23 protein-coding genes are annotated in these 15,195 nt (G+C 42.0%); all 23 read left to right on the top strand.

Annotated elements, in window-relative coordinates:
- Window positions 1–1,005, top strand: a complete 1,005-nt coding sequence (locus ONT19_RS00725; protein ID WP_264953379.1) for a Lin1244/Lin1753 domain-containing protein — start codon at window positions 1–3, stop codon at window positions 1,003–1,005.
- Window positions 914–1,576: a DnaA ATPase domain-containing protein gene (locus ONT19_RS00720; protein ID WP_264953378.1), complete on the top strand. Its 663-nt coding sequence runs from the start codon at window positions 914–916 to the stop codon at window positions 1,574–1,576. The genes ONT19_RS00725 and ONT19_RS00720 overlap by 92 nt, the downstream gene beginning before the upstream one ends.
- Entirely contained in the window at window positions 1,573–2,976 is a 1,404-nt protein-coding gene (locus ONT19_RS00715) for a replicative DNA helicase (protein ID WP_264953377.1), read from the top strand. The genes ONT19_RS00720 and ONT19_RS00715 overlap by 4 nt, the downstream gene beginning before the upstream one ends.
- A gap of 169 nt (window positions 2,977–3,145) precedes the next feature.
- Window positions 3,146–3,577 (top strand): hypothetical protein, encoded by a 432-nt coding sequence (locus ONT19_RS00710; protein ID WP_264953376.1) that lies wholly within the window; start codon window positions 3,146–3,148, stop codon window positions 3,575–3,577.
- A gap of 254 nt (window positions 3,578–3,831) precedes the next feature.
- Window positions 3,832–4,137, top strand: coding sequence for a hypothetical protein (locus ONT19_RS00705; protein WP_264953375.1), 306 nt, complete (start codon window positions 3,832–3,834; stop codon window positions 4,135–4,137).
- Between the two features lie 20 nt (window positions 4,138–4,157).
- The gene (locus ONT19_RS00700; protein WP_264953374.1) at window positions 4,158–4,583 is read left to right on the top strand and encodes a DUF7659 family protein; all 426 of its coding nucleotides are present in this window, start codon (window positions 4,158–4,160) and stop codon (window positions 4,581–4,583) included.
- A gap of 1 nt (window position 4,584) precedes the next feature.
- Window positions 4,585–5,232 carry a hypothetical protein gene (locus tag ONT19_RS00695; protein ID WP_264953373.1) on the top strand — a complete coding sequence of 216 codons (648 nt, stop codon included), beginning with the start codon at window positions 4,585–4,587 and terminating at the stop codon, window positions 5,230–5,232.
- Between the two features lie 2 nt (window positions 5,233–5,234).
- A complete protein-coding gene (locus ONT19_RS00690) occupies window positions 5,235–5,543 on the top strand; it encodes a hypothetical protein (RefSeq protein WP_153091818.1) in 309 nt (102 codons plus the stop codon).
- 2 nt (window positions 5,544–5,545) lie between these two features.
- Window positions 5,546–5,884, top strand: coding sequence for a hypothetical protein (locus tag ONT19_RS00685; protein WP_264953372.1), 339 nt, complete (start codon window positions 5,546–5,548; stop codon window positions 5,882–5,884).
- A gap of 103 nt (window positions 5,885–5,987) precedes the next feature.
- The gene (locus ONT19_RS00680; RefSeq protein WP_153091814.1) at window positions 5,988–6,389 is read left to right on the top strand and encodes a hypothetical protein; all 402 of its coding nucleotides are present in this window, start codon (window positions 5,988–5,990) and stop codon (window positions 6,387–6,389) included.
- Window positions 6,390–6,895: 506 nt separating this feature from the next.
- Entirely contained in the window at window positions 6,896–7,108 is a 213-nt protein-coding gene (locus ONT19_RS00675) for a hypothetical protein (RefSeq protein ID WP_264953371.1), read from the top strand.
- 1 nt (window position 7,109) lies between these two features.
- On the top strand, window positions 7,110–7,304 hold the full coding sequence (locus ONT19_RS00670; protein WP_264953370.1) for a DpnD/PcfM family protein: 195 nt from the start codon (window positions 7,110–7,112) through the stop codon (window positions 7,302–7,304).
- Complete coding sequence (locus ONT19_RS00665) at window positions 7,279–7,467, top strand: hypothetical protein (protein ID WP_264953431.1); 189 nt, start codon at window positions 7,279–7,281, stop codon at window positions 7,465–7,467. Before ONT19_RS00670 ends, ONT19_RS00665 begins: the two co-directional genes overlap by 26 nt.
- 161 nt (window positions 7,468–7,628) lie before the next feature.
- The gene (locus ONT19_RS00660) at window positions 7,629–8,063 is read left to right on the top strand and encodes a PcfK-like family protein (protein WP_153131672.1); all 435 of its coding nucleotides are present in this window, start codon (window positions 7,629–7,631) and stop codon (window positions 8,061–8,063) included.
- A gap of 10 nt (window positions 8,064–8,073) precedes the next feature.
- The gene (locus ONT19_RS00655) at window positions 8,074–9,345 is read left to right on the top strand and encodes a PcfJ domain-containing protein (protein ID WP_264953369.1); all 1,272 of its coding nucleotides are present in this window, start codon (window positions 8,074–8,076) and stop codon (window positions 9,343–9,345) included.
- A gap of 200 nt (window positions 9,346–9,545) precedes the next feature.
- Entirely contained in the window at window positions 9,546–10,391 is an 846-nt protein-coding gene (locus tag ONT19_RS00650) for a hypothetical protein (RefSeq protein WP_153079934.1), read from the top strand.
- Window positions 10,372–10,914: a class I SAM-dependent methyltransferase gene (locus ONT19_RS00645; protein WP_254963285.1), complete on the top strand. Its 543-nt coding sequence runs from the start codon at window positions 10,372–10,374 to the stop codon at window positions 10,912–10,914. Before ONT19_RS00650 ends, ONT19_RS00645 begins: the two co-directional genes overlap by 20 nt.
- Window positions 10,911–11,570 (top strand): hypothetical protein, encoded by a 660-nt coding sequence (locus ONT19_RS00640; RefSeq protein WP_153091800.1) that lies wholly within the window; start codon window positions 10,911–10,913, stop codon window positions 11,568–11,570. Before ONT19_RS00645 ends, ONT19_RS00640 begins: the two co-directional genes overlap by 4 nt.
- A gap of 8 nt (window positions 11,571–11,578) precedes the next feature.
- Entirely contained in the window at window positions 11,579–12,313 is a 735-nt protein-coding gene (locus tag ONT19_RS00635) for a hypothetical protein (RefSeq protein WP_254963287.1), read from the top strand.
- The gene (locus ONT19_RS00630) at window positions 12,294–12,749 is read left to right on the top strand and encodes a ParB/RepB/Spo0J family partition protein (RefSeq protein ID WP_153079938.1); all 456 of its coding nucleotides are present in this window, start codon (window positions 12,294–12,296) and stop codon (window positions 12,747–12,749) included. Before ONT19_RS00635 ends, ONT19_RS00630 begins: the two co-directional genes overlap by 20 nt.
- Window positions 12,746–13,939, top strand: a complete 1,194-nt coding sequence (locus ONT19_RS00625; RefSeq protein WP_264953367.1) for a phosphoadenosine phosphosulfate reductase domain-containing protein — start codon at window positions 12,746–12,748, stop codon at window positions 13,937–13,939. The genes ONT19_RS00630 and ONT19_RS00625 overlap by 4 nt, the downstream gene beginning before the upstream one ends.
- The gene (locus ONT19_RS00620) at window positions 13,905–14,564 is read left to right on the top strand and encodes an IbrB-like domain-containing protein (protein WP_264953366.1); all 660 of its coding nucleotides are present in this window, start codon (window positions 13,905–13,907) and stop codon (window positions 14,562–14,564) included. The genes ONT19_RS00625 and ONT19_RS00620 overlap by 35 nt, the downstream gene beginning before the upstream one ends.
- Window positions 14,561–15,193 (top strand): ParB N-terminal domain-containing protein, encoded by a 633-nt coding sequence (locus ONT19_RS00615; protein WP_264953365.1) that lies wholly within the window; start codon window positions 14,561–14,563, stop codon window positions 15,191–15,193. Before ONT19_RS00620 ends, ONT19_RS00615 begins: the two co-directional genes overlap by 4 nt.
- Window positions 15,194–15,195 lie beyond the last annotated feature (2 nt).

Here is a 15,195-nt window from a genome sequence, read left to right as displayed (position 1 = left end):
ATGAAATATAATTGCATCAGAAATAGTGATTCTCCAGAAGTAATGAGAGCAAGGGTGAAGCACGGCATAGCTGCCTACGGCATCTACGTTGCTCTTATGCAACTATTGGAGGAAGACGAGGATCATAAGCTGTCAAAGGATTATTCTATGATAGCTTATGAGATGCGTGTTGATGTTTCCGTGGTGCAATCTGTAGTTGAGGATTTTGATTTATTCGAGGTTGAGGAAGAATATTTCTATTCTAAGGAACTTTCAGACACCATCGAGCAGGCAAGAAAAGTCAGCGAAGCTAGAGCTAGAGCCGGTCGTGCAGGTGGTGCAGCAAAGGCTAGAAATTTCGTAGCAAATGCTAAGGAATCTTCTAGCAAATGCCAAGCAAATGCTAGCGAATCTCTAGCAAATGCTACAAATTCTCTGGCAAATGCTACAGATATTCTAGCAAATGCTAGCGAATCTCTAGCAAATGCTAAGCAAATGCCAGAGTCCAAAGAAAGTTCCCCAAACCCTTCAAAGAATATATATTCCGTTCCTACGGAACGGGAAGATAATATAAAATTATCTTCTCCTTCTAGCGCGCGCACGAGGAAATCGAAACCGAAAGAGTTTACCATCTGCCACAAGGGACGGCAAATATTCGAGAAGTATTACCAAGAACTCTATGACTCTGCCTATTATTGGCAACCCAAGGATGCAAAGGCTATGAACTCTATCCTAAAGAAGATTTCTTTTGCTAGAAGTCACAAAACAGTGCCGCTTCCGATAGATGACGAGAGCTTGCTTAAGGCATTGGAAGAGTTTCTACGTCGTATCGACAAGACTTGGATAATGAACAATTTTTCGGTTAACAAAATTGATTCTCAATACAACGAGATAGTATCAGAAATGAAAAATCATAGACAAAACGTAACAGACAATGGAAACAATACAAAGACAGGATGGAAAGCTCCAGACCACAAAGACACATCAGCGTATAGGTCGGGGTTTGGAGTTGCCGTTGGAAAATAGAGAAGTCAAGAACTTTCTTTACTATGCCTACAAACGAGAGGTAGAGAAAAGAAAAAGAACGTTCGTCTTCACTGACGAGCTAAAGGAAGCAATATCGAAAGTCGGGGATTTTCTTACTATAGAGACAAACTTTTACGGGCTGTTTATGCCCGGCAGTATTGGAAACGGCAAGACTACAATGCTAAAGGCTATTCGAAATTTGCTAGTTCATCTTGTGGACTCAAACAAGATTAGCTATTGCGAGGGTGACAAATATCCGCGATTCGTCAAGGCTAGAGATATGGCTTACATGATTCACGAAGACATAAACGAGTTCAGAGCAATCATGAACACTAAGTTTCTCTTGATTGACGATTTGGGTGCTGAGCCAACGGAGATAGTCACTTACGGAATGCACTACAAGCCATTTGACGAGTTGTTGGACTATCGCTATGAGCAGATGCTGCCCACGATTATAAGCTCAAACCTAACGGCCATTGACATCGGACAGAAGTACGATGACCCAAGAATTGTAGATAGAATGCACGAAATGTTTGATATTTTAAGTTTTGAGGAGGTATCGTTCAGATGAGTTTAGCACAATCACCATATCAGAATCAGCCATTAGTGAATGACACAAAGGCTGAGCAGTATGTTATCGGAAGTCTTCTTGTTGATCCTACCGCATACACTCTAGTAAGCCAGTATCTAGATGAAGACTGTTTTTACGACCCCATGTGTAGGGATATATGGAAGGCTGTTGATAATATGGGAAAGCAAGGTATGCCGATAGATGTCATATCTGTTTCTGCCGAGCTCAGTAAGCAGAAGTCGAATGTAACAGCATTGGACTTGATGAACATTTCGGCACAGATTGCATCATCTGCGCATGTAGAATATCATGCCATCAGATTGCAGGACCTTGGTAGAAGAAGAAAACTCTGGGTTGTCGGGCAGCAGCTTTCCAAGGTTGGATTATCGGAAGAGATTCTGACCGCAGATGCCCACCAAGAGGCTATAGAAAGTATCGGAGGAGTATTTGAGAAAGCAGATGGAGTGTTCACGCTCGATGATGCAATGAATAGTCTAAATGAGATAATGGTTAAGAATGCCACCGTTGGAGGTGTCACAACAGGAACCAAGACCGGTATGGAGAGATTCGATGAAAAGGGAGGTCTGCAGAAGTCTGACTTGATTATCGTAGCCGGTGAAACTTCTCAGGGAAAGACGAGCCTCGCACTTTGCATGACAAGACACGCCATCGAGAACGGAGCAAAGGTTGCTTTCTATTCTATGGAAATGACGAAGGAGCAGCTTACGGCACGTCTGCTTTCTGCCAAGACGAACATCCCGGCCAACAATATCCTCTATTCGGGCAGTCTGGCGCCAAGCGAGATAAGGATGATTGATGATGCTAGAGGCAAGTTACCCGGAGAGAATTTATTCTTTGATGACAAGAGCACGTCAAATATAGATTCTATCCTTCTTTCCATCCGAATGCTTAAGATGCAGAAGGACATAGACGGAGCCGTAGTTGATTACTTGCAGATTCTTAACGTAAACTCTAGGAGTACGAGTTTCAGCAGGGAGCAGGCTATGGGTGATGCCGCACGAAGATTCAAGAACCTCGCAAAGGAACTGAACATATGGATCATCGCCCTAAGTCAGTTGTCTAGAGATAGTAACTGTCCGGAGCCGAATCTGAATCGACTGCGCGATAGTGGACAGATAGGAGAAGCTGCCGATGTTGTCATCCTAGTCTATCGAGCAGAGTATTACAACAGAGCGTACCCTGCCCCATTTGATAATAAGGACGATTATCCTACTGACGGAACGGCTATGATAGACGTTGCCAAGGGACGTAATATCGGAACATTCAAATTCTTTATGGGATTCAATAAAAATACGACAAATTTTTTCAAGACGAATTTAATCAACGAAGATGTACAGGTGCCTTTCGAAAAGCCAGAAGAAGCAGATGCACCATTCTGATAATCAGATAGTTATAAAGTACTACGATTTAGTATTTTTAACTAAAATAATCGTTAGTATATTTGCATATATCAGAAAATTTTCGTACCTTTGCATATAGATAAAAGGTAGTAGTTTTGACTATTCAGAGCCTACCTTATAAGTTGAACCAATTAAAATTATAAAGATTATGAATACTTCTAACGAGTTAAGAAAGAACGAAATTGAAAATGAGGTTAAGAACTTGTTTAAGCAATTTGGTGAACATGCAGAAAGTATTATTTCCGTATGCCCAGGTTGGAAGTTTGTGAACGTTCAAGATTCTCGCAATCAGATAAAAGTCAAGTTTGCCTTAACTTGCGATGAGAACAGAGAGTTGACTGTCGTGTATAATGAATGCAAATGCGGATTTCAGGGAAACGTTGAGTTCACAACAGAAATAGACGCAGCATCCAGTATTGATATAGACAGCGCAAACTGCAAAGCTATGTATTATATTGCTCTAGGCTCATTCCTGTCTAATAAAGACCTTCAAGACAAGCTGCAGTCTGAAATGAAAAGTTTCTTGCATAATATAGAAACTAAATATAACGAGTACAATAAATTAGACCAGGAGGATTAATTATTGAGACGCTTTCTGAGTACATGCTTCGCAGATTTTGTTCTGCTTATCTAACGGTTCCAATTTCGCTTTCAAAAGTCAAGGCTTATCTTGATACAGTTGATGATTGGAGAGAGTTAGACGATAGCCATTTGGCACTATTATACAATTTTAATCTTAAAAAATAGAAAGGGAATAATTATGAGAAATTCAAATTTCAATCTTATCAAGGCATTAGGCTACATTGTAGTTCTTATGTAAAGGAGGAGACGAGTATGAGTTTAATCGATGAAATCAGAGCAGCTAGAGTTTCTCAACTCACTGAGGAACACAAGGAAAAGCTTCTTGCTTATATCAAGAAGAACCTGATGCAAAATGATTACGCTTTAATCGGTGGCGCAGCACACTTTTCGTATGATTGGAAAATTCCAGACCCAGATAGTAAGGATTGGTGGAGAGACTGTTATGCTCCATACAAATTCCATCCGGCTATTACGGATTGGCTGACTAGCCTTGGCTTTACGTGCAGCCGCTATTATAACAGAGGTGGTGTTGACCAGGGAATATGTGTAAGAATATAAGCGTATAAATCAAATGAGTTATGAAATATGTAGATTATAAAGCCAAGCAACAAAAGGAGTTTAATAAGCTCCCGATGAAAGCAGCCTTTGGCGATAAGCAGTTTGAGGAAATGATGGCTGAATGGGGTCTTACCACAAGTAAGAAAGACCTGGAAAAGATATGTTCCATCGGTGCCGGTGCTTATTGCCTCAAAAAGGATTACCACTTATTTCTGGAATTCGGTGAGCGTTCCGTTAAGGAATCAGAGGAGTTTCTGAGCAGCGATGAGAATTTGGTGGATGCCTTGAAATATGAATTTGGCAATCATGAGTGTGGCCTTACCTTTGAGTTTGAAAATGGTATCATCGCTTTGGGATATACCGTTAAGGAGTTTCTTTCAGATGACAGAAAGAAGAAGCTTTTTGTAAAGGCACGTAAGGAATACATTAATAGTCTGGAGGGTTAATATGAATACAAAGAATTTCGGAAATGGATATGTAGGTATCAAGATCAACAGTATTTCAGAAATAATGAAATACAATGCTCTAAAAGAGCAATTTTCTATTTGGAACGAGAATGAAGGCACTTTTGATGACGATGTCGAGGTTACGGATGACGATGGAAACGTCACTGAACGAGAGCCGACAGAAAACGAGAAGATAGAGCGTTACCTGGAAGCTTTCAATAATGGAACCGTTTTATATGCAGTTTTCCAGCTGGATTGTGGACGAGTCTTTTCCGATTTAGCTACTACATATCAGAGCAAGTATGCTATCGGACAGCAGGTCTTCATTATGAGGGACAACAAAATTGTTTCGGGTAGAATTGTCCTTATATCTCTTTCAGACTATGAAGATGACAAAAAGCTTTATGTTGATTATCATTCTAGAGATATCGGAGAGAGAATATACAATATAGTGAGTACAAATTTGTGCCCTACAAGCTATCGAAATTATTATTCTTTCAGTGAGCGCGACCGTATAGAAAGATGTCTCAAAGCAGCACTAAATAATAATTATGTTATCCTAGATATAGACAGAAACTATGTAAGTAAAAGGCTTGGAGATATATTCTCTTCAAAAGAAGAACTTGTCAAACATTTAATGGAACAATAATTATGAACGTTATAAGAGTGACAGGAAATACAAAGAACAGAATAGATGCCATCTTTACGGGCAGCAAGTATCTGTTCTTCAGCCCAGATTTCGGATTGGTTGCTATCGCAACAAGGGTATCAATGGACGATAACTATTCGTATTTCGACGTGGAGTTGACCGAACAGATTTCTCCAAAACTGATTAACAAGGTAATCGAAAAGGAAGAGGCTTCCATGAAACGTATCTGTAGAGTCAACTGCATCAATTTAGGAGAAATGCCACAGCATACTCTTCCATACGTGATAGACTTAACATTGGAAAGGAGATAGCTATGGTTGTAAAGGAAATGGTTCAGTACAAGAGAACTGCTGATATGGAAGAACTCTATCTGATGCTCAATAATGATTCAGTCGCCTACGACCTTTGGCACGATGCTGCAGAAAAGTACGCCCTGAAGATGGTAAATGGCGAGGCGGTAATGATGGAGAATGTCGCCCATGTGATGATTGCAAGAATCATCCAGTCATGTGACAGACTGATAAACTGGCGCAGAAAGATGATTACTGATGCCCTGGATATTACCAAAGAGCAGAAGGAGATTGTCGCATGGCAGTGGTTCTATAATAGTATGATGGATTTATATACTTATTATAAAGGTAGGCAAAAGTAAGGTTTAACATAACGGGTAGTAAGGACACCCACTAGTTAGATACCTTATTCTTATCTGGCAGCCGGAAAGACGGCAGCCTACCTTCTAATAAAAATATACAATTATGAAGAATATTTATCATATACATCAGTCTTCCAATTCCTATTGGGATAGCCGTTGGACTGACACAGACTATTATCTTTGCGATAGCGAGGAAGAGTACCAGCAGAAGCTGGCAGAATATACCGAGAAGCGTAAGCAAATCGAGAAGGAGTTCAAGGAGAACCCAACGGAACTTAGCAAGAGTCGCGCACTATTCTTGCAGCTCAGCAAGGAACAGAAGGTGCATGCCAGCGAATACTACTACGGTCATGAATGGTGCGGTAAGGAGTTCGATGCTTTCGGTTTCTGCTGGAGTGAGAGGTTGGAGAGAAGCACGCATTACAAGTACTTCTTGAAGCCTGGGTCTGTAACAAATGAAAGCGTAAGTTCTGCCGTTGGCAGATTTACAGGATATGGAAGTTAAACTTAATAAGATTGGAGGTGAAACATGTAGAATTAAGTAAAAATCATCGTTAATCAATGGTCGGGGTTAAATAACAAAACAATATTTGATATTCTTTATTTTGCGACAGCTCGGAAAGACGGCACCCGACCTTTAATTTTACATCATTATGAAAAGAAGCGAATTATTTATGGCTTGCGCCAACGAGTACAGTTATAGATGCAATTCCGATTGTGACAACTGTCAGTTATACCTTCGTTACTTAAAAGAAAAGGAGGATTGACTATGAAAGGGAAAGATATTATCGTAGTTAGCGGTTTGGGTGTACAAGCGTACTATCCTATTGGGCAGAAGCTTAGTATAAATGGGAGAACTTGCGTAGTAGCGAAAAGTGGAGATTGCGTTAATTGCGCTGTTTGTGTACCTAACGTTCCGCTCCGCGACCAAGAAGTGACATGTGCGAACTTAGCTTGTACGGCTGGCGACAGAAAGGATAGAACTAGTGTTCATTTTAAAGAGATTTTATTATGACGGTATATTTAATTTATAAAGATGATGCCTGGCATTCTAAAGGAAGCGGCGAATTACTTAGAGTAGCTGATGACCTTCAGAAATGCTACGCAACAGCCGAGGCTAACGGAGCTTCGGAAGAGCAACTTAAAGATTTGCGCAATATTGGACAAAGTCAATGTAGTGGTAAAAGCTACGAGTTTTACATTGAAACATGGGAGGTAACATAATATGAAATATGATGTTTGCATTCAAGAAACTTTGAGTAAGACAATAACCGTAGAGGCAGATACAAACACGGATGCTTGCTCTATGATTAGAGAAAAGGTTAATAATGGTGAGATTGTCCTTTCTGCAGACGATTACACCGGTTGTAGAATTATAACGGCACAGGAAGCGTATGGAAGTGAAGACAACGAAGACTGAGTTCAGAGAATTGCTTAGTGTTTTGGAGAAAGCAGCTGCTTTTATTAATGAAAAAGCCACAAGGTCTAGAGACTTAGATTTGGCTAGAAGATTAACAAGGGCAAAGGGCTTGCTGGCGAAAAGGAATGGCAGTCTTCAAGGAGAAAGCGGCGATAGTCATTAACGGCATCGTGTACGTAGCGGAACCAATGGATGATTGCGAGGATTGTGCGTTTTGTACGGGCTTGGCACAATGCAGCGTAGATTTCATTTGCATCTCTATGAGAGAAGCATTCCGTAAGGGTTTTAGAGACAAGCCTATAGGTTTCAAAAAATGGAAAGGTTATGAAAGGATCAGAAACATTCAAGAAGGTAATCAAGGCATATCTTGACAAGCGTGCAGCAGAGGATGAGTTGTTCGCAAAGGATTACGCCAAGCCTGGCAAGAATATCGATGATTGCTGCGACTTTATTATCTCAGAGGTCAAGAAATCCGGAAGACAGGGGTTTGACGATGATGAGATTTATGGAATTGCAATTCACTATTATAATGAAGAAGAAGTTTCATTCACCAAGAATCAGAATTGCACCATTGTTACAAATCTCTCAGACCAGACCAAGGAGAATCTGGAGAAGAAGGCTGAGGAGGAGTTCAAGCAAGCCAAAATCATCGAACTCCAGAAGAAGGAGTCCGCTGAGAAGGAGCGCTTGAAGAAGAAAGCCGAGGCTCAGAGAAAGAAAGATGCTGAGATTGGTCAGTTGAGTTTGTTTGATTTTTAATATGTGAGTTATGAAGCCAAGAAACAAGACAGAACGTGAAGTTGTAAAACTCTCGGACAGAATTCCGGAGTTATCAGACAAGCAACGTGAGTGGGCCATCAAGACTTGCATCTCTGAAGATGATGCTTACAAGTATGGTGACAGATTTTCAAGAGGGTGTTTCTATCTAGTATGCACATTCAAGGGATGGCAGGTCCTCAGATACTTTCAGGTAAGAGCGAAGTTCCGGTTCCACAAGATGATTAAGGAGAAGATTTACTTCAAGGAGTGTATGCAGCAATGGTTGAAAGATGGGGAATATGTTTTCCTTGCCAGGCAGCGAACCAGCGGATATATAGAAGATGCTTTTTCTGCTTTCGGAAAGTTGGAAGTAAGAACGCATACTGTATGGAGTTTCTTGGGTGATCCTCGTGATATTGGATTCGATGGAGTATATTACGCTTCAGTCCAAGGCAAGTATAAATATGCTCTCAGAGACTTCGGGGAAAAGATTCTGTGTGACGAAATCTTCCGTTCCGTCAATGCTAACCCATACAATGAAACTCTCATGAGACGTGATATTGATATGTGGAAGGTGTGTAAGTACCATGAAGCTGTCTTCGACAGAGAAAAAATGTCTGCCGTCAAGATTGTTGTCAGACACGGAAAGGCTTCTTATATTTACGATAGCTTGTGGTGGGATATGCTCGACAGTATTATGTATCTTAAGAAAGATGTACGTAACCCTTCTATAGTTTGCCCGGAGAATCTTCGTGAGGCGCACGACAAGTGGCTAAAGGCAGCAGACAACAAGAAAAAGAAAATGGAGGACAGAATGACTAAGCTGCGTCTGATTGCGGAAGAGAAAATGCAACTCAGATATCTGGAGCAAGCTGCTAAAGCCGAAGAGGAGAATAAGAAAAAGGCAGAAGCAATGGCTAATGTATATGTTGACAGAAGAAAGCAGTTCTTTGACATTGACATAAAGGATGGCGCCATAGACATACAGGTTCTTAAGTCCGTCCAGGAGTTCTTTGAAGAGGGCAAGGAAATGGGGCACTGTGTATTTAGGAATGGTTATTACGATGTGAACAGAAAGCCGAACTGCCTCATACTTTCTGCCAAGGTAAACGGGCAGCGTATGGAGACAATCGAGGTAAACTTAGCCGATGTTACCGTTGTTCAATGCCAGGGCCACGGAAACATCAATTCCGCTTTTCACGATACCATTCTGAAGCTTATCAAAGATAATCTGTGGCAGATAGAATCCAGGCTCCCAAACAGGGCTAGTAGAACGGCGTAATTTTTAGTATTTTTGGCTAAAATTTCCGTTTGATATATTTGCATATATCGGGATTTTTTCGTACCTTTGCGTATGAGAAGAGCCTATTTTGCGGTGTTTTTGACTATCCAAGCCGCATATATACACAATTTTATGTTAAAATATAGTTAATTTTAGATTTTAGGTATTTAATCATTAAATATTTTATTAAATTTGCAGCGATGGAATACGATTACAGTAAGCTCAGAGAGTTCATCAAGCGTTGTAAGTGGCAATGGGCCACTTCAATGATAGACGTTCCTCATGAGTACATTCACAGAGACAAGTGCGCATTGACAAACGACGAGTTCTATTACTTCGTCAGCGCACAGCGAGACAATGGAGTCCATGAAAGATGGGGGAAGTATAATTTCCCTTACCTTTACATTGATGGTTACAAGTATTGGACGATGGGTGACCCATTCGAGACTACTTGGATTTTGAACAGACAGAAGGTTTTCAACGAGTTCGACTTCCTGGAGTGGCCGGTACCGCGAATCTATTCGAATCAGGAAATGGACGTGATGGCAAAATCTATCATGTTCACGTTCAAGGACAGAAGATTTTTCGAGGCAGGCATCGGAAACGGAGACTTCGTCGCTTTCACCAAGATAAAGCCGGAAATGTATTATGGAGTTGATCCTAGCAAGAAAGCAATCAAGCAGTTCAGGGAGAAGACCTCTGGTTTTTTCCGAAGATGTTCTACTATTTCTTTTGAGGAGGCGATAAAGAAATGGATGTCGGCAGACAGCGTTGTGGTTGCTCTTTTCGGTACCGCTTCCTACTTCATGCCTCAGTATCTCCGCAAACTGGGCGAGAGTGGTTTGGATTATTGCCTTATGTTCTACAAGGATGACTACACCCCTGCAGAGTTCGAGGAAATGCACCATTTCACCTATGACAGAATGCAGTTGAAATCGATGTTCCCGAATTGTAACATATACAATCACAAGAATTTCGTAACCATTTCAAGTAAAAAAATCACCTGGCAACAGGCAACAGTAGAAAATGAATTATTCCCAGTATGATAAAATAGCAAGTAAGTACGACACTTTGTTTCGTGATGAAATGAGTCTCGTTGAGAACCGTGAGGTGGGGCAAATGCTCCCACCTCTCAGCGGTTCAATCCTAGACATCGGATGTGGTACCGGCTTGCTGACAGAGATTGCAGAAATCGACCCAAAGGAATATCTAGGAATTGATCCTAGTAAAGGAATGTTGGAGCAGTTCACTAACAAATACCCAGCCTATAAGGATAGGGTTGTATGTGAGCCTTTCGACGGAAAGAGTTTAGATTGCAGGAATTTCAACAATATCGTAGCATTGTTCGGTTCCCCATCTTATCTTTCCCGGTACGCTGTTCTTGCTATATCACAGTGTAAGGCTCGTAAGTTTTTGATGTTCTACAAGGAGAAGTATCATCCGGTCACTTACGAGAAATGCGATGTAGAGTTCAGACATTTCTATTATTCTAAGAAGGTTCTGTGCAGTCTTTTTGGTGAAGAAAACGTATCAGAGTATCACAATTATTTAATAGTAAATTGCGTATGACATCACAGAAAGGTTTGCGTTATGATGGCAGTATTGACAAATACCCCATCACAGAAGGCGAGATTTACAGTTTAGGCAATGGTAGCAAGATTACCATTGCCGATATTACTTTGGGGCTTCCGGAGTTTTCAAAGAATGCCGATTGTGTATTCATCGACCCGGCAGGAAGTAAAGGTGTCCTCAAAGCGTATTATACCAAGGCGGAGAAGCAATGCCCGGTTGATAATTTTGACGAGTTCGTTGCCCACATCAAGAGGTGCATCGAGCAGATTAATCCGGACAGACTATTCGTCGAGTGCTTCTACAGAAATAAGAAACAGTTGGTTCCTATGGTAGAATCGCTGTTCCCTCATGTAAAAATCTACGAGAACACCTATTATCATAAGCCAGATTGCAAGTGCTGGATTATCCAAGGCACCAAGCAGGCAGAAGACTGGGGACTCCAGGGAATGGATGAATGGGATGCGGTGTTCAAGATTTGTAAGGATGTTCCGTTCTGCTCTATCACAGACTTCTTCATGGGTCAAGGACTTGTTGCCCAAGCAGCCTATGCCGCAGGTAAGGTTTTCTATGGTAGCGATATGAACAGAAACCGTTTGGCTGTAGCCATAAGCAAGGTAGCCAAGCGAGGTGGAGAATGGACAGTTACTAAATAATTACGCATATGATTAAACTCTCTCAGATTATCATCCTCAACGTTCCGAAGCGAGAACGTGAGGGCAAATACCTTAAGAAGTTGATAGAGACCAGCACGAAGCCTTATGGTATTCCTGTCAGTATCTCTATGGACCGAGGTAAGGGTCTTTGGGACAATTATTCCCAAGCGTTGACGCAAGAGGTAGCGGAAGGAACCCATCGCATGATTATCCACGATGACATTACCTTTGACCGCAACATTCTTGCCAAGATTTTACATATTCTCTCTTTTGCTCCCGAAAACAATGTTATCAGTTTCTACAATCCTACAAATGGTGACTATACTGATTGTTACGCAAAGGGCAAGCACGTTATTTCTACAAAGACTAATTTCTGGCTGCAGGCTAGCGTATATCCAAATGACCTAGCCAAGGACTTTGTTGAAACTTCAAACAAGATGACGGATGATCAGACACGTTATGATGATTCGCGCCTTAAGGCATACCTTCAGGCAAAGGGTATCGACCTTTACGCTATCGTTCCCGGTCTGGTTCAGCATTTCGGTGCATACAGAAGCACGTTCAACAATCCAGGCGCCGTAGGTGGCATTCCTCGAAACAGCAAGACCTACGACAACCAGTTTGATGTAGAGTCTGTAGATTGGGAGAGTGAGTTCAAAAATCCTTATTTGGCTAAGTCAAGCAAGGATTGGGTTAAGGAAATCGTAAACAAGGAATTTTTCGATGAATACAAAAAACTCTAAGGAAAATCTAGCCTTGAAATTGGCAAAGGACAATATCGAGGTTGAGCAGGTGAAGCCGCTGCATATTGAATACGTTAAGGTTGATGACATTTATCCGAATGACTATAACCCTAACACGCATGATGCAGACAGCTTCGACCTTCTCATCAAATCGTTGCTATATTTCGGATTTACTCAGCCTATCGTTGTCAACCGCTCGACGATGCAGATTGTGGACGGAGAGAACAGATACCGCGCCGCCTGCGTCATCGGATATGAGATGGTTCCTGTATGCTTCGTTGACTTCGACGAAGAGAAGTTGAGATATGCAACAATCATGCACAATGCCGCTCGCGGCCACAACAATAATGAAATGATGGGTAGGCTTAAGAATTACCTTGACACCCATTTCAGTAATTCCAGCGACAAGGTATTATTAAACAATAGAAAGAAATGATATTTTACAGTGACAAAAACGTTTATGAGGCAGCTCTTGAAAGATTCAGATACATCTTTCGGGAGTTTTATGGTAAGCGTAAGATTGTCGTGACGATGTCGGGAGGAAAGGACTCTACCGTGGTTCTCAACCTTGCGCACGAGGTTATGAAGGAGATGGGAATTGAAAAGATTCCCGTCCTCTTCCTAGACCAAGAGGCAGAGACTCCAATGACTATCGAGTACATACGATACATCATGCACTTGCCGTGGGTTGAGCCGTATTGGATTCAGTCATACTTCCAGGAATGGAATGCCTCAAAGGGAGAATGGTTCAATGTATGGGGGCCGGGAGAAAAATGGATTCGTGAGAAGGAACCAGATTCTTACGGTGATTTGGAGATTCCGCACAATCAGTATTTCTCCAAGACCCTCGACCAGGTACACAGAATGCTCTTCGGCAAAGACTACCTAACTTTGGGCGGTGTCCGTATCGAGGAGTCGCCGGCACGTTTGTCTGGTCTTACTAGAGGTGAGTGCCTTCCAGGTATCACGTGGGGAGGTGGTGGCGGATATTATAAAGACGGCACACCGAGAAGTCTGGTGCTCTACCCTATTTGGGATTGGAAGGTTTATGATGTATGGTATTACATCTTCAGCAACAAGCTTCCGTACTGTAAACTCTACAACTATCAGTTCACGCAGAAGCCACTCAGAGCGTGCCGAGTTAGTTCCCTCATCCATGAGCAGGCTATCCACGACTTAGGTTTCATCAAGGAGGTTGATCCATGGTTCTACGACAAGCTGGTACGAAGAGTGGCAAACGTCAATACGTCTGTGCACGTCTTCAATGAAGTAGCAACATATTGCTATAATTTGCCACCTTATTTCAAGGATTGGGATGAATACGTTGACTATCTTGCAGATAATCTTTGTGAGGATAAGAAAAATGCAGAGACTATCAAGAAGGGTTACCGTGCTGCCAAGAAGAGAAATGCAGCTAAAGCCGGTCATTGCCAGGAGTGCATTGATTACGTAATACATCAGATTGGCTACACAAGTGCCGTCTGCGTAATTGCGGAGGATTTCGGAATGAAGCGCATTCAGAGTGTAGAGCGTTCTTTGCGTCAGTATTTGAGCGACAATTATGTTAAAATAGAAAAAGCTAATAAGGAATATGAATCTTCAAGAGAACATCAAGAAGGAGTTTGATGCTGCCAAGGATAAGGTGCAGTTTTTGAACGACCTCAGAAAGTATATCAGTTCCTTATCTCCGGAGAAAGTCAACCCTGTAGATTGCGTGCTTTGGGTTGACAAGGATATGGTTGTAGCAAACAACTACAACCCTAACCATGTGGCAGATAAGGAAATGCGTCTTCTCTATACATCCGTGAGGGAAGACGGTTACACAATGCCTATCGTTACCATTTGGGACGAGAAGTTGCAGAAGTATGTAATCATCGACGGTTTCCACAGAAACCTCGTTATCCGCAAGTTTGCGGACATCAATGAGCGATGTGGTGGAAAGCTGCCGATTGTAGTCCTAGACAAGGACATCGACCAGCGTATGGCATCAACAGTAAGACACAACCGTGCCCGTGGAAGCCATTCTGTTGACGGAATGGTTAATATCGTTTTCAATATGCTCAGAGATGGTGTATCTGAGCGTGAGATTTGCGAAAAGGTAGGTCTGGAGCAGAAAGAGCTTGTAAAGCTTAAGTATGTAACTGGCTTTGCCAAGATTTTCAAGAACTATAAGTATAATGCGGCTATCGAAAAGGTTGTCGACGAGAGACGCGTAGCAAGAGAGACAGCCAAGAAGGAGGATAAGAAATGAAAGTAAAGTCAGTTAAGCTCAGTGAAATCTTTCCTTACTATGACAACCCTCGTGACAACACGAATGCGGTTGAGCCTACGAAGGAGAGTATCAAGCGTTTTGGATTCGTTAAGCCTATCCTCGTTGATAAGGCAGGCGTAATCATTGCCGGTCACACAAGATACGTGGCTGCTTACCAGTTGGGTATGGAGTTCGTTCCTGTCGTTTACTCGGATATGGACGACGAAATGGCAAAGAAGTACCGCATTCTCGATAACAAGCTGGCAGAGAAGTCTTCTTTTGATGAAGACCAGCTTTTGGAGGAATTGCGCAATATGGAGGTTCCTACCGATATGCAGGCATTCTTCTTTGAGGATATCAACCAGATGCTCAACTTCTCCCTCGACAGCATCAACCAGCAGGCAGAAGAGTATGGTGGCTTCCAGGATGACTATTCTCAGGTGGAAGAGGAGAACTTCGAGGCTCCATCAAATGAAGAGGCTGGTGAAAGCGAGGAAGCTCCTTCGGATGAGGAGGAAGACCCTGCCAAGGATTTGTTCGTTCTCAAAGAGCGCGAGGACGGTTCACATTATATGAAGGTCGTTTGCCCATATTGCGGAAATATGGAAACAATAGAAATTGAGGATTAACA

Origin of the sequence: Segatella copri (genome assembly GCF_026015625.1) — a bacterium.
Classification (GTDB): domain Bacteria; phylum Bacteroidota; class Bacteroidia; order Bacteroidales; family Bacteroidaceae; genus Prevotella; species Prevotella copri_H.
The sequence above is the reverse complement of the archived record's forward strand: the minus strand, read 5'-3'. Positions and strand labels throughout refer to the sequence as shown.